Origin of the sequence: Streptomyces sp. NPDC051136 (assembly GCF_044455745.1) — a bacterium.
Classification (GTDB): Bacteria; Actinomycetota; Actinomycetes; order Streptomycetales; family Streptomycetaceae; genus Streptomyces.
This window is the reverse complement of sequence record NZ_JBITFE010000011.1, coordinates 92,076-105,843: the sequence shown is the minus strand read 5'-3', so window position 1 is coordinate 105,843 and position 13,768 is coordinate 92,076. Positions and strand designations below refer to the sequence as shown.

The 13,768-nt window shown below is 72.8% G+C and carries 13 protein-coding genes; 4 read left to right on the top strand and 9 right to left on the bottom strand.

The genetic code is table 11. From position 1 onward, the window contains the following. Complete coding sequence (locus tag ACIBCJ_RS29205) at positions 1 to 1,029, top strand: ABC transporter ATP-binding protein (protein ID WP_365981125.1); 1,029 nt, start codon at positions 1 to 3, stop codon at positions 1,027 to 1,029. 167 nt (positions 1,030 to 1,196) lie between these two features. Here the strand turns inward: ACIBCJ_RS29205 and ACIBCJ_RS29200 are convergent, their stop codons facing one another. The 7 genes from ACIBCJ_RS29200 to ACIBCJ_RS29170 form a co-directional block, all read right to left on the bottom strand. Then, positions 1,197 to 1,901: an LAETG motif-containing sortase-dependent surface protein gene (locus ACIBCJ_RS29200; RefSeq protein ID WP_362103745.1), complete on the bottom strand. Its 705-nt coding sequence runs from the start codon at positions 1,899 to 1,901 to the stop codon at positions 1,197 to 1,199. 156 nt (positions 1,902 to 2,057) lie between these two features. Continuing rightward, complete coding sequence (locus ACIBCJ_RS29195; RefSeq protein WP_365981189.1) at positions 2,058 to 3,176, bottom strand: LOG family protein; 1,119 nt, start codon at positions 3,174 to 3,176, stop codon at positions 2,058 to 2,060. 74 nt (positions 3,177 to 3,250) lie between these two features. Further along, positions 3,251 to 3,658 (bottom strand): VOC family protein, encoded by a 408-nt coding sequence (locus ACIBCJ_RS29190; protein WP_362103746.1) that lies wholly within the window; start codon positions 3,656 to 3,658, stop codon positions 3,251 to 3,253. Positions 3,659 to 3,775: 117 nt separating this feature from the next. Next, complete coding sequence (locus ACIBCJ_RS29185; protein ID WP_365981124.1) at positions 3,776 to 5,197, bottom strand: hypothetical protein; 1,422 nt, start codon at positions 5,195 to 5,197, stop codon at positions 3,776 to 3,778. Continuing rightward, the gene (locus tag ACIBCJ_RS29180) at positions 5,179 to 5,955 is read right to left on the bottom strand and encodes an ATP-binding cassette domain-containing protein (protein WP_362508468.1); all 777 of its coding nucleotides are present in this window, start codon (positions 5,953 to 5,955) and stop codon (positions 5,179 to 5,181) included. The genes ACIBCJ_RS29185 and ACIBCJ_RS29180 overlap by 19 nt, the downstream gene beginning before the upstream one ends. 265 nt (positions 5,956 to 6,220) lie before the next feature. Beyond that, positions 6,221 to 7,594, bottom strand: coding sequence for an aspartate aminotransferase family protein (locus ACIBCJ_RS29175; RefSeq protein ID WP_362103749.1), 1,374 nt, complete (start codon positions 7,592 to 7,594; stop codon positions 6,221 to 6,223). Between the two features lie 2 nt (positions 7,595 to 7,596). After that, on the bottom strand, positions 7,597 to 8,112 hold the full coding sequence (locus tag ACIBCJ_RS29170) for an Lrp/AsnC family transcriptional regulator (protein WP_133889441.1): 516 nt from the start codon (positions 8,110 to 8,112) through the stop codon (positions 7,597 to 7,599). Between the two features lie 164 nt (positions 8,113 to 8,276). Between ACIBCJ_RS29170 and ACIBCJ_RS29165 the strand changes: the two genes are divergently transcribed. From ACIBCJ_RS29165 to ACIBCJ_RS29155, 3 genes are all read left to right on the top strand, one after another. Continuing rightward, the gene (locus ACIBCJ_RS29165; RefSeq protein WP_365981123.1) at positions 8,277 to 9,716 is read left to right on the top strand and encodes a gamma-aminobutyraldehyde dehydrogenase; all 1,440 of its coding nucleotides are present in this window, start codon (positions 8,277 to 8,279) and stop codon (positions 9,714 to 9,716) included. 225 nt (positions 9,717 to 9,941) lie between these two features. Continuing rightward, complete coding sequence (locus ACIBCJ_RS29160) at positions 9,942 to 11,132, top strand: extracellular solute-binding protein (RefSeq protein WP_362103752.1); 1,191 nt, start codon at positions 9,942 to 9,944, stop codon at positions 11,130 to 11,132. A 12-nt stretch (positions 11,133 to 11,144) separates the two neighbouring features. After that, the gene (locus ACIBCJ_RS29155; protein ID WP_362508474.1) at positions 11,145 to 11,696 is read left to right on the top strand and encodes an HXXEE domain-containing protein; all 552 of its coding nucleotides are present in this window, start codon (positions 11,145 to 11,147) and stop codon (positions 11,694 to 11,696) included. 32 nt (positions 11,697 to 11,728) lie between these two features. Here the strand turns inward: ACIBCJ_RS29155 and ACIBCJ_RS29150 are convergent, their stop codons facing one another. Beyond that, complete coding sequence (locus ACIBCJ_RS29150; RefSeq protein ID WP_365981188.1) at positions 11,729 to 12,895, bottom strand: serine hydrolase domain-containing protein; 1,167 nt, start codon at positions 12,893 to 12,895, stop codon at positions 11,729 to 11,731. A gap of 125 nt (positions 12,896 to 13,020) precedes the next feature. Beyond that, positions 13,021 to 13,761, bottom strand: coding sequence for a glycerophosphodiester phosphodiesterase family protein (locus ACIBCJ_RS29145; protein ID WP_365981122.1), 741 nt, complete (start codon positions 13,759 to 13,761; stop codon positions 13,021 to 13,023). Positions 13,762 to 13,768: the final 7 nt, after the last annotated feature.

Below are 13,768 nucleotides of genomic sequence, written 5' to 3'. Positions count from 1 at the left end.
ATGCCGCCGAGCCTGCTGGGTCTTGAGGGTGCCACGGTCCGCTTCGGTGGGCGGGCCGTGCTCAACGCCGTCGACCTCGATGTCGCCGAGCACGAGGTGGTGTGCGTGCTCGGGCCCAGCGGCAGCGGCAAGTCGACGCTGCTGCGGGCGGTCGCCGGGCTCCAGCCGCTGGACGCCGGACGGGTGACGCTCGACGGGCGGGACCAGTCGGGAGTGCCCGCGCACCGGCGTGAGCTCGGGCTGATGTTCCAGGACCACCAGCTGTTCCCGCAGCGCGACGTGGCCGGGAACGTCGCCTTCGGACCACGGATGCGCGGCGCGTCCCGGACCGAGCAGCGGGCCCGGGTGGCGGAGTTGCTGGAACTGGTCGGACTGCCGGGCGCCGCCCGCCGGTCCGTCGCCGCGCTCTCCGGCGGGGAGCAGCAGCGGGTGGCGCTGGCCCGCGCCCTCGCGCCCCGCCCCCGGCTGCTGATGCTGGACGAGCCGCTCGGCCAGCTGGACCGTTCGCTGCGGGAGCGTCTCGTGGTGGAACTGCGGGAGCTGTTCGGGCGGTTGGGCACCACGGTGCTCGCCGTCACGCACGACCAGGGCGAGGCGTTCGCGCTCGCCGACCGGGTCGTGGTGATGCGGGACGGACGGATCGCACAGTCGGGGACGCCCCTGGAGGTGTGGCAGCGGCCCGCCGACGCCTTCGTGGCCCGTTTCCTCGGCTTCGACAACGTGACCGAGGCGTCCGTCGCCGGACAGGCCGCGGACACGCCGTGGGGCAAGGTGCCGGTCCCCGAGGGCGCCCCGCAGGGCACGCGGACGGTGCTCGTACGGCCGGCCGGGGTCCGCGTCGTCCCCGCCGACGAGGGCCTGCGCTGTACGGTCACGGCCCGCACCTTCCGCGGCACCCACGTCGCCGTGCACCTCCAGCCGCAGGACGCGCCCCGCCTGGAGGCGGCGTGCGCCCTGCGGGACGCGCCGGAGGTCGGGGACGCGGTCGGGGTGGAGTTCGACGGGGCGGAAATCGTCGTGCTCGGGTGATCGTCCCGTTCCCGGGGCACGGGGCACGGGGCACGGGGCACGGGGCACGACCCGCGCGGGCCCCGCACGGACGCCCTGCCGCCATCCGCCGCGGGCAGCCGCTGACACGACGGTGGCCCGCCCCGGAACGGGACGGGCCACCGCGGTGCGTGAGCGGGGTGCGGGCGTCAGCTGTTGCTGTTCGCTCCGCGACGGCGCAGGCCGAAGAAGACGGCGCCGCCACCGACGACGACCAGGGCCGCCGCGATACCGGCGATCATGCCGGTGTTGGAGTTGGCACCGGTCTCGGCGAGGTTGGAGTCACCGGCCGCCGGGGACGGGGCGTTCTCGCTCGGCGCGGCCGCCGGGGCGCTGCTCTCCGGCTGCGACGGAGCGGGCGCCGACGTGGACGGCTCGGGCGCCGGGGACTCGTCGGACGGGGTGGAGGAGCTCTCCGACGGGGTCGGCGTCGGAGACGGGGTCTCCTCGGTCTTGCACGGCGTCGACGGGGTCGTCACGTCCGGCTTGATGTACTCGTCGACGTACCGGTCCGCCTTGACGTGGACGCGGTACTCCGTGTTCGGCTTCCAGTCCACGGCGAAGGAGACGGTGGTGCCCTCCTTGGAGCCCTTCACCGTCTCCTGGCCGACCTGCTCGCCGGTGCTCTTCAGGGAGACGGTGACGGTGGCCGGGACGCCGGCGGGGTCCACGTCGGTGACGGTGATGACACCGTTGTCCCCGTCGCAGATGGCTTCGGCGGAGAACTCGCCGATGTTGCAGGCGAGGGCGGAACCCGAGGCGCTGAGCGCCAGGGCCGCGGAGGCGGCGACGACGCCGAGGGCGCGGACGCCACGGCGTGATGCCGTACGGCTGATTATGGACAGGGCTGCCACGTTTGTCCTTTACGGGAGCGCGGATGCGGGGGGTGGAGAGAGTGCCGACGCTCGATGGCGCGGCATCAGCACACCCATGAGCCTCACAGGTCTATAAGCGGAGCGTAAGAAGTGTCAACGCATATGCCCGCGCCGGACGTTGACTTTGCCTTCTTATTAACCGCCGACGCGTTTCAGCGCCTCGGGCGCCTCCTCGATCCGGTCGACCAACGCGATCCGGGACTCCATCGCCCGCCCCTTGGCGAGCGACCGCAGCAGCGGCCACGCCGGCAGCGTCCTGGTCCAGTGCTCCCGGTCCACGAGCACCATGGGGGTGGGTTCGCCGCGCGACTCGTAGTAGTTGGGCGTCGCGTTGTCGAAGATCTCCTGCACGGTGCCGGCCGCGCCCGGCAGGAACACCACGCCCGCGGTGGAGCGGGCCAGCAGGCCGTCCTCGCGGGTGGCGTTCGCGAAGTACTTGGCGATGTGCGCGGCGAAGGCGTTGGGCGGCTCGTGGCCGTAGAACCAGGTGGGGATGCCGACCGACTCCCCGCCGCCGGGCCAGCGTTCGCGCACCTCGAACGCGGCCCGCGCCCAGTCGGTGACCGACGGCGTGAACGAGGTGACCTTGGCGAGCAGCGTCAGGGCGTCGTCCAGCATGCCGTCCGCGAAGGGGGCGGCGTACGCCCCGAGGTTGGCCGCCTCCATCGCGCCCGGTCCGCCGCCCGTCGCCACCGTGAGCCCGGCGCGGGCCAGTTCACGGCCCAGGCGCGCGGCCCCCGCGTACTCCACGGTGCCCCGGGCCATGGCGTGACCGCCCATGACGCCCACCACCCGGGCGCCGGCGACGAGTTCGTCCAGGGCGTCCGAGACCGAGTCGTCGTGAATGGCGCGCAGCATGGAGGCGAACACGTCCCCGTCGGCCCCGGTCTGCTGGAACCACTCGTAGGCCAGGGCGTCCGGTGTCGCCGCGTAGCCCTCGTCGAGACGGGCGAACAGCTCGCCGGGGGAGTAGAGGTGCCCCCGGTAGGGGTCGAACGGGAGGCCCGGTACGGGCGGGAAGACCAGGGCGCCTGCGGCACGCACCCGGGCGGCGGCACCCGGGTCCATCGGGCAGCCGAGGAAGACGGCCCCCTCGGTGTCCGTGGCGAGCAGAACGTCCGTACGGTCCGTCAGGTCGACCGCCTGGACGCGGTGATGGGCGAGGGAGCCGTGCGCCGAGACGACGGCGTCGAATGCGTCGAGGCTCTCGATCTCGCGGTCGTGGGAGGCGTGGTGGGACTGGAACTGGGACAGCGGCCCGTGCTCTGGCCGGGCCCTGCGCTGGGCGGGTATCGGATCCACCCGCCCATGCTAGGCATGCGCCCCGGTCAGCCCTGGACCGCCGCCGGGTCCATCCACACGACCTCGAAGGTGTGGCCGTCGACGTCGTCGAAGGCCCGGCCGTACATGAAGCCGTGGTCCTGGGTCTCGCCGGAGACCGAACCGCCGGCCGCGACCGCCTTCTCCACCAGCTCGTCGACCTTCTCGCGGCTCTCGGCGCTCAGTGCGATCAGCACCTCGCTGGACTTCGTCGAGTCGGCGATGTCCTTCTTCGTGAACTGGCGGTACTTCTGCGGCGTGTGGACCATCACGACGATGGTGTCGCTCACCGGGAACGAGGCGGTGGAGTCGTCACTGAACTGGGCGTTGAGCTCCCAGCCCAGTCCGGTGAAGAACTTCTTGGCGGCGTCGAGGTCGCCGGTCGCCAGGTTCACGAAGATCATCTGCTGGTACATGGGGGTCTCTCCCGTTCGAGGTGCTGCCGATGTCGTGCCGTTCGAAGAGGTAGACGGGGGACGGCGCCGGAAGTCATCGGCGCTCGGCGGACTTTCTCGAAAGAAGTTTCCCCCCGCTCAGTGGTCCAGCGGCAGCGCCGCGAGCACCGCGACGATCAGGGTCAGCGGACCGAACAGGGCGAGCAGGGCGGCGGCGCGTACGGCGGCGGCGGCACGCAGGGTCGCCGGGGGCGCGCCCAGCCGCAGCAGGGCGTCCGTGGTGTCGGCCCGGGCGTGCTTGGCCTCCACGGCGGCGGTCAGGAGGGTGGCCACCGTGCAGCCGGCCACCAGGAGGGCGCCCAGGCCGGCGAGCGGCCCGAAGGCCGGCCCGTCCCCGTCGTACACCGTGGCGGCCACGTACGCCGCGGCGGCGACGGCGGCCACGACGCCGAGGGGGCGGCCGACGCGGTGCGACTCCTCCATGAGGACGCGGCCGGACAGCAGGCGCAGCGCACCGGGGCGGCCGGCCTGGAGCAGGCGGCCGCACCAGTGGGTGAGGCCCGGCCCGGCCAGGGCGAGGCCCAGGGCCGTGAGGGCCCAGCCGATCAGGACGCCGGCGGAGGGGGCGGTGCCGGGGGCGGGGGCGGCGGAGGCGTTGCCGGTGTAGGTCTCGACGGTGAGGCCCGCGGCGAGTACGGCGATGCCCCAGGGGAGGGCGGTGGTGCTCTGGGGGCGGGGGGCAGGGTCGGGGTGCGTGTCCGGTGTCTGCGGGGTGGCGTCCGCGAGGGCTGAGGGGTGGGGATCACTCGCCTGCGTGAGCAGGGCGCCGCCTTCGCCCACCCGTGCCGCCCCAGCGGCACGACTGCCCGCAGTTACGGCGGCCTGAGCGTCCGCGGCTACGGCGGCGTGGGTGCCGGCGGGCGCGGCGGCCGGGGCGGTGCGGGCGCCGAAGCGGCCGTAGGCGCCGAAGGTCTCGCGGGCCTTGCCCCAGCCGTACGCGCCGAAGCGGCCGTAACCGCGGGGTGCGGTGGCCTTGGCGGGCCGGGGGTCGCGGGGGCGCAGCGTGTGGGCGACCGCGGCCGAGGCGAGGGCCGGTACGAGGACCAGCAGGGTCAGGGCGGCCGGGGCCGGGAGGGACTGGCCGACGGCCAGGGCGTCGGCCGCCACGCGGCCGGAGGGCCGGCCGCCGGTCAGGTCACCGCGCAGGTGGAGGAAGGCGAGCAGGGCCGCCACCGAACCGAGCGCGGCGGACAGGGCCGTCGTCGTCGCCGAGACGGCCATCAGCCGGCCGGGGCCCAGACCGATCGCCGACAGTCCCGAGCGGGGCCGGGTGCCGGGATCGGTGCGGGCCACGGCGACCGCGAGGTACACCGCGGCGGCGAGCGGCGCCGCGCACCAGGCCAGGCGCAGGGCCGAGGCGCCGGGCGCGTCCGGGTGGCTCAGCGCGTGGCCGAGGGCGCACAGCAGCAGGAAGCCCGTTCCCGCCGAGGCCACCGCGACCAGCAGGCGGCGCAGGTGGACGGCGAGGTGGGCGGTGCGGGTCAGGCGGAGAGCGAGCACGCCGCCCGGCCTTCCGTTCCGGGAGTCCCGGCGGCGCCCGTGGCCACCGTGGTCTCGGCGAGCGGGGGGAGGTGCACGGTCCGCACCCGCCGTCCGTCGAGCAGCGCCACCGAGCGGTCGGCCAGGGCGGCGGTCTGCGCGTCGTGCGTGGCGAGCAGCACGGTGATGCCGTGCGAGCGGGCGGCCGTGGTGAGCGTCCGCAGCACGTGGGCGCGGTCGGCACGGTGCAGGGGGGCGGTCGGCTCGTCGGCGAAGAGGACCGTCGGGGCGACGGCGAGCGCGCGGGCGATGCAGACGCGCTGCCGCTCGGCCTGCTGGAGTTCGTGCGGGCGCCTGCGGGCCTTGCCGCCGACGTCGAGACGGTCCAGCCACTCCAGGGCCGCGGTCTTGGCCCGGCGCCGGCCGGTGCCGCGCAGCATGAGGGGGAGAGCGGCGTTCTCCCAGGCGTTCAGCTCCGGGACGAGCGCCGGGACGGGGTCGATCCAGCCGAAGCGGTCGCGGCGCAGCCGTTCGCGGCCGAGCGGACCCATGGTGTGCACCGGCACGCTGTTGAACCACACCTCGCCGTCCTGCGGCTTGACCAGGCCGGACAGACAGCGCAGCAGCGTGGTCTTGCCGCTGCCGCGCGGGCCGCTCACGGCGAGGATCTCGCCCTCGCGCACGCCGAGCGACACGCCTTGCAGCGCGGGGGAGCCGTCGTGGTGCTGGAAGTGCAGGGCGCGGGCCCAGAGCACGTCGTTGTCCGGCGGGGCCTCCATGGGCGTACACCTCGGTTCTGATCCGTATTTCCCCGGTCGGGTCGTCCCCCTTCCGGGGGAACGAAGACGGGGCCGATCGGTCACTGGGCACGCTAAGCAGTCCCCGCGCACGGGCCGGACAGCACGAGGCCCCGGGCCGCCGTGTCTCACTCGAACGGGCGGCACCGGGGCCGTGATGATCATCCGACAGGACGACCGGTGATCGGCCGGTGCGATCGGACCGGGGGCCGGACCGGGGGCCGGACCGGGGCGACCGGACGGAGGATCAGAGCTTCGTCCACGCCTCCGTCAGCGTGGCGCGCAGGATCTGCTCGATCTCGTCGAAGGTCTCCTGGTTGGAGATCAGCGGCGGGGCGAGCTGGATGACCGGGTCGCCGCGGTCGTCGGCACGGCAGTACAGGCCGTTCTCGAAGAGCTTCTTGGAGAGGAAGCCGTACAGGACGCGCTCGGTCTCCTCGTCGGTGAAGGACTCCTTGGTGTTCTTGTCCTTGACCAGCTCGATGCCGTAGAAGAAGCCGTTGCCGCGGACGTCGCCGACGATCGGCAGGTCGTGCAGCTTCTCCAGGGTGGCGCGGAAGGCGCCCTCGTTGTCCAGCACGTGCTGGTTGAGGCCCTCGCGCTCGAACAGGTCGAGGTTGGCGATGCCGACCGCGGCGGAGACCGGGTGGCCGCCGAAGGTGTAGCCGTGCAGGAAGGTGTTGTCGCCCTTGTAGAACGGCTCGGCGAGGCGGTCGGAGATGATGCACGCGCCGATCGGGGAGTAGCCCGAGGTCATGCCCTTGGCGCAGGTGATCATGTCCGGTACGTAGCCGAACTTGTCGCAGGCGAAGGTCGTGCCCAGGCGGCCGAAGGCGCAGATGACCTCGTCCGAGACGAGCAGCACGTCGTACTGGTCGCAGATCTCGCGCACCCGCTGGAAGTAGCCGGGCGGCGGCGGGAAGCAGCCGCCGGCGTTCTGCACGGGCTCCAGGAAGACCGCGGCGACGGTGTCCGGGCCCTCGAAGAGGATCTGCTGCTCGATCTGGTCGGCGGCCCAGCGGCCGAAGGCCTCGGGGTCGTCGCCGAAGAGCGGGGCGCGGTAGATGTTGGTGTTCGGCACCTTGTGCGCGCCGGGGACCAGCGGCTCGAAGGGGGCCTTGAGGCCCGGCAGGCCGGTGATGGACAGGGCGCCCTGCGGGGTGCCGTGGTAGGCCACCGCGCGGGAGATGACCTTGTACTTGGTCGGCTTGCCGGTCAGCTTGAAGTACTGCTTGGCGAGCTTCCAGGCGGTCTCGACCGCCTCGCCGCCGCCGGTGGTGAAGAAGACCTTGTTGAGGTCGCCGGGGGCCTCGTTCGCCAGGCGCTCGGCCAGCTCGACGGCCTTGGGGTGGGCGTAGGACCACACCGGGAAGAAGGCGAGCTCCTGCGCCTGCTTCGAGGCGGTCTCCGCGAGCTCCTGGCGGCCGTGTCCGGCCTGGACCACGAAGAGGCCGGCGAGACCGTCGAGGTAGCGCTTGCCCTTGTCGTCGTAGATGTGGGTGCCCTCACCGCGGACGATGGTGGGGACGGGGGCGTTCTCGTACGACGACATGCGGGTGAAGTGCATCCACAGGTGGTCGTAGGCGGTCCTGCTGAGGTCCTTGGGGCTGTCGGTGCTCACGATTATCGGGTTCCCCACATATAGGTCTGCTTCTTGAGCTTCATGTAGACGAAGCTCTCGGTGGAGCGCACGCCGGGCACGGCCCGGATGCGTCGGTTGATGACCTCCAGGAGGTGGTCGTCGTCCTCGCAGACGACCTCCACCATCAGGTCGAACGAGCCCGCGGTCATCACCACGTACTCGCACTCGGACATGGCCGTCAGCGCGTCGGCGACGGACTCCACGTCGCCCTCGACGTTGACACCGACCATCGCCTGGCGCCGGAAGCCCACCGTGAGCGGGTCCGTGACGGCGACGATCTGCATCACGCCCTGGTCGAGGAGCTTCTGGACGCGCTGGCGCACGGCCGCCTCCGACAGGCCCACGGCCTTGCCGATGGCGGCGTACGGCCGGCGGCCGTCCTCCTGGAGCTGCTCGATGATGGCGAGGGAGACGGCGTCCAACTGGGGACCGCCGTTCCTGGACTCGCGGGAGTCCTTCTGGTCTGCGCTTCGACTGGCCACGGCTTCACTGTGCACGACGTATCGACAGTTTCGCAAGGCCGGATCGATGAAATTCGTTGTTTGGCGAGTCTCAATCTGCGGATATCGCACCCCGGGGGCCGGTGGGGGTGTTGAAAACGTCGGGACTCCGTCTAGGGTGGGTGTCTCAGTCACTGGACAGCGAATTTGGAGGGCCGGCAGTGAGCACCGAGCTGCGTCGTCTGCGCAATTACATCGACGGTGAGTTCCGGGACGCCGCCGACGGACGGACCACCGAAGTGGTCAACCCCGCCACGGGCGAGGCTTACGCGACCGCCCCCCTGTCCGGGCAGGCGGACGTGGACGCCGCGATGGCGGCCGCGGCGGCGGCCTTCCCGGCGTGGCGCGACACCACCCCGGCCGAGCGGCAGAAGGCCCTGCTGAAGATCGCGGACGCGTTCGAGGAGCGGGCCGAGGAACTGATCGCGGCCGAGGTGGAGAACACGGGCAAGCCGATCGGGCTGACCCGCTCCGAGGAGATCCCGCCGATGGTCGACCAGATCCGCTTCTTCGCGGGCGCGGCGCGGATGCTCGAAGGACGCGGTGCCGGTGAGTACATGGAGGGGCTGACCTCCTTCGTGCGCCGCGAGCCCATCGGCGTCTGCGCGCAGGTCGCGCCGTGGAACTACCCGATGATGATGGCCGTGTGGAAGTTCGCCCCGGCGCTCGCCGCGGGCAACACGGTCGTCCTCAAGCCCTCGGACACCACCCCCGCCTCCACGGCCCTGATGGCCGCCATCATCGGCTCGATCGTGCCCAAGGGCGTCTTCAACGTCGTCTGCGGCGACCGCGACACCGGCCGCCTGATGGTCGAGCACGAGACCCCGGCGATGGCGTCCATCACCGGCTCGGTGCGGGCCGGCATGTCCGTCGCCGAGTCGGCCGCCAAGGACCTCAAGCGGGTCCACCTGGAGCTGGGCGGCAAGGCGCCGGTCGTCGTCTTCGAGGACAGCGACATCCCCAAGGCCGTCGAGGGCATCTCGGAGGCGGGTTACTTCAACGCCGGGCAGGACTGCACGGCGGCCACCCGCGTCCTGGTCCACGAGTCGGTCCACGACGAGTTCGTCAGCGCCCTCGCCAAGGCCGCGTCCGAGATCAAGACCGGTCAGCCCGACGACGAGGACGTGGCCTACGGCCCGCTCAACAACCCCAACCAGCTCAAGCAGGTCTCCGGGTTCATCGAGCGCCTGCCCGCCCACGCCAAGGTCGAGGCGGGCGGTCACCGGGTCGGCGACAAGGGCTACTTCTACGCGCCGACCGTCGTCTCCGGCCTCAAGCAGGACGACGAGATCATCCAGCAGGAGGTCTTCGGCCCGGTCATCACCGTCCAGTCCTTCCGCGACGAGGACCAGGCCGTCGAGTGGGCCAACGGCGTCGAGTACGCGCTGGCCTCCTCGGTGTGGACCAAGGACCACGGCCGCGCGATGCGGATGTCCAAGAAGCTGGACTTCGGCTGCGTGTGGATCAACACCCACATCCCGCTGGTCGCCGAGATGCCGCACGGCGGCTTCAAGAAGTCCGGCTACGGCAAGGACCTGTCGGGGTACGGCTTCGACGACTACACGCGGATCAAGCACGTGATGACGTCGCTGGACGCGTGACCGGCCCCTGAGGGTGCGCGCGGCCCCGGACGCAGGCCTGAGCCTCCGTCCGGGGCCGCGGTGCGTCTCCCTCCGGTGCGGGGCGCGCCTCCGCTCCGGTCCCCGGCCGCCGGGCGCGGCCCGTGTTGGTGAACTCCGCGCGCTCGACAGGGTGTCGGGCCTGGCCGGGCCCGCTCGACGCAGCGTCGATTGCCCGCGTGCGTGCGCGCCCGGCATCCTGCGGCCATGCCCCTGCTCCCGAGGACGCCCTCGCTCTCCCGTCGTACCCTGCTGCGCGGCCTGGGCGGCACCGCCGCGCTCGGTGCCCTGGCCGGCTGTGGTGTCCCCGCCGCGTACGTCGCGCCCGGCGACCGGTCCACGACCGACCGGTCCGCCACCGAGCGGCGGCTGACCTGGGCCAACTGGCCGCTGTACATCGACACCGACGACGAGCACCCGAGCCGGCGGCCCACGCTTGCGGCGTTCGAGAAGGAGTCCGGCATCTCCGTCGACTACATCGAGGAGATCAACGACAACGACGAGTTCTTCGGCAAGATCAGCCCGTCCCTGATGAACCACCAGCCCACCGACCGCGACCTGATCGTCATCAGCGACTGGATGTGCGGACGGTTCGTCCGGCTGGGCTGGGTCCAGGAGATGGACCGCTCCCGCCAGCCGAACGTCGCCAAGTACCTGGACCCGCTGCTGCGTTCGCCTGCCTTCGACCCCGGCCGGAAGTTCACCGTGCCGTGGCAGTCGGGCATCACCGGGATCGCGTACAACCGGCGCAGGCTCGGCCGGGAGATCCGGCACGTGTCCGACCTGTGGGCCGCCGACCTCAAGGGCCGGGTCACCCTGCTGTCCGGCATGGACGAGGCCTTCGCGCTGCTCATGCAGGGCAACGGCGTGGACATCACCCGGTGGAGGACGGACGACTTCCACCGGATCTGCGACCAGGTGGAGAAGCAGGTCGCCGAGGGCCAGATCCGCCGGTTCACCGGCAACGACTACATCAAGGACCTCTCCAGCGGCGACGTCCTCGCCTGTCAGGCCTACTCCGGCGACGTGATCCAGCTCCAGGCGGACGACCCGGACATCGAGTTCGTCGTCCCGGAGGAGGGGGCCGAGCTGTGGGCCGAGTCCCTCATGATCCCCGACCTTGCCGAGCACAAGGCCAACGCCGAGCGGCTGATCGACCACTACTACCGGCCCGAGGTCGCCGCGGAGCTGGCCGCCTGGGTCAACTACGTCTGCCCGGTTCCCGCCGCCCGGGACGTGCTCGCCTCCTCCGGCGACGAGGAGACCGCCGCCCTGGCCGAGGACCCGCTGATCTTCCCGGACGCGGCGATGCGCGAACGGCTCGCGATCGCCCGGGACATCCCGGCGGGGGACCGGACGGAGTTCGCGAAGCGGTGGAACGGAATCGTCGGCGTGTAGCAGACTGATCACGTGCAGAATTCATCGCGTGATGAACGGATCGGGGGCGCGGTCGGGGGCACGGTCACCCTGGGCCTGCTGGCCGCCTGGGCCCTCCACGACCTCGAAGAGCTGGCGACCGTGCCGGGCTGGTGGCGGCGCCGGCTCCCCGCCCTGCGCGAGCGGTTCCCGGCCGTGCCGGAGGCCGTGTGGCGGCGGGCCGGGTCGGTGGACGGGCAGGAGTTCGCGGTGGCGGTCGGCGTGGTGGCCGCCGTGGTGGCCGCCGCGTCCGCCGCGGGACGGCTGACCGACGGCCGCTCGGCCGCGTACCAGACTGCGCTGAACGCCTTCGGCCTGCACGGCCTCGTCCATCTCGCCCAGGCGGGACTGGTGCGCGGCTACACACCCGGGTCGGTCACCTCGCCCCTGGTCGTGGTCCCCTTCACCCTCTGGGCCCGCCGCCGTCTGCGCCGCGCCGGCGTCCTGCGCGCCACCCGCCCGCGCGACCTCGCCGTGGCGCTGGGCTTCGCGGGAGCGGCGACGGTCGTGGCGCACGGAGTGGCGCGGCGGCTGACGGGACACTGACGCGGGGCGGCCGGCGGGACTCTGACGCGGCGCTACTTCAGCGCGGCCGCGGTGATCGCGTCGAGCACCGGGTCGGGCGCCGCATCCTTGGCGTCGGTGGAGTTGACCGAATACACCAGGGTGCGCGAGAGGTCGCGGGTGGCGCCGACGAGCGCGCTGTAGCCGTAGCGCGAGCCCGACTTGCCCCAGAAGACCTGGTCGCCCACCTTCTTGTACTCCAGTCCCGCGCTGCGGGTCGCATCCGGGAGGTTCGGCGGGGTCGTGAACATCTCCTCCAGCTGCGGCTGGGGCACGATGCGGCCCCGGAACAGCTGGGTGAGCAGCCGTTCCAGGTCGGCCGTCGTCGAGATCATGTCGCCGGCCGCCCAGCGGTCCGCCTGGTTCCACTCGGTCACGTCGAGCAGCTCCGTCGTCCCGTCCGGCCGCTCCACCGCCTGGTACCCCCGGTTGTGCGGGCCCCGGATGCGCGGGTCGGTGCCCGGGAAGTACGTGTGCCGCATCCCGGCCGGGCGCAGGACCAGGCGCGTGGCCTCGGCGGCGTAGGAGTGGCCCGTCACCTTCTCGATCAGGAAACCGAGGATCGTGTAGTTGACGTTGAGGTAGTGCTGCTGGTCGCCCGGGTCGAACTCCGGCCCCTTCGCGATCGCCGACGCCACGTCCTGGCGCGGGGTGAGGGTGTCGAAGCGGTGCGCGTACAGCTCGGCGAAGTCGTCGCCGAGCCCGTCGCCCGCCTTGATGCCGCTGGTGTGATTGAGCAGGTTGCGGACGCTGATCGGCTTGTCGAAGGCCGGGGTGAACAGGCCGGGCAGACAGCCCTGCACCGGCGCGTCCAGGTCGATGTCGCCCTGGGCCGCGAGCCGCAGGACGGTGGCGGCCGTGACGACCTTGGTGACCGAACCGGCGCGGAAGACGGCGTCCGCGCGGGCCGGCCGGCCACTGTCCAGCTCGCGCACGCCCGCGCTGCCGTGCCAGTTGCCGTCCCGGTGCCCGACCCGGACGAGAGCGGCCGTGGCGTCCTCGCCGGGGACCATGGCGAGGGCGGCCCGCAGGGCCTTCGCGTCGGGCACGTCCGGAGCGTCCGGCCGGTGCGCGCCGGCGGTCGTGGTGGACGGCGCGGCGAACGCGGGGGCGGCCAGTGGGCCCGCGGCCGGCGCGAGTACCAGGGAAGCGGCAAGGACGAAGGAGGTACGGACACGCATCGACGGCATCGACGACTCCAGGTTCCGGGGCGGACGGTCGTCGATCATCCTCACCGCGCCCCGCGGCACACCGGATCGTCGGCGAGGAGGGCCCGCACCCCCGGCCCCGGGGTCAGGGACCGCCCCTACGAGTGGCGGAAGTTGTGCGGGGTGCCCCCTACGGGAGGTGCCGCGCCTCGGTCGCGCAGCGCGCACAGGACGTCGATGCGGTTGGTGGTGATCGAGTCGACGCCCAGGGCGCGCAGCCGGCGCATGGTGCGACGGGTGTCGGGCGTCCACACGGACAGCAGGAGGCCGTCGGCGTGGACCCGCTCGGCCAGAGCCCGGTTCACCAAACCGAACCGGTAGTTGAGCCAGCGCGGCCGCACCGCCGCCAGCAGCGCGGGCCGGGGCGGGGCCGCCGTGGTCCAGGTCAGGGCGATCTCGGCGGCGGGGTCGGCGGCGCGCACGGCGAGCATGGCGGCGGCGCCCGCGGTGTAGTACACGCGGTCCCGTGCCCCGCACGCGCGCACCACGTCCACCACGCGCCGCACCGCCCGCTCGCCCGGTCCGCCGGGCAGGTCGAGCATCAGCCGGCCGTCCCCGGTCGCGGCCAGCGCCTCGGCGAGCGTCGGCACCCGGCCCGCCGTCAGCCCGCGCACCTCCTCGGCCGACAGGGAGCGCAGCGGCCGGTCGTGCTGCCACAGCCGCTTCAGCGTCTCGTCGTGCAGCAGCACCGGCACGCCGTCCCGGGTCAGGCGCACGTCGGTCTCGACCGCGTCCGCGCCCCGGTCCAGGGCGGAACGCAGCGAGTCGACGGTGTTCTCGCGGTGCCGGTAGGGATCGCCGCGGTGGGCGACGGCGGTCAGGGCGTGCGGGGTGTCCATGGTGGCG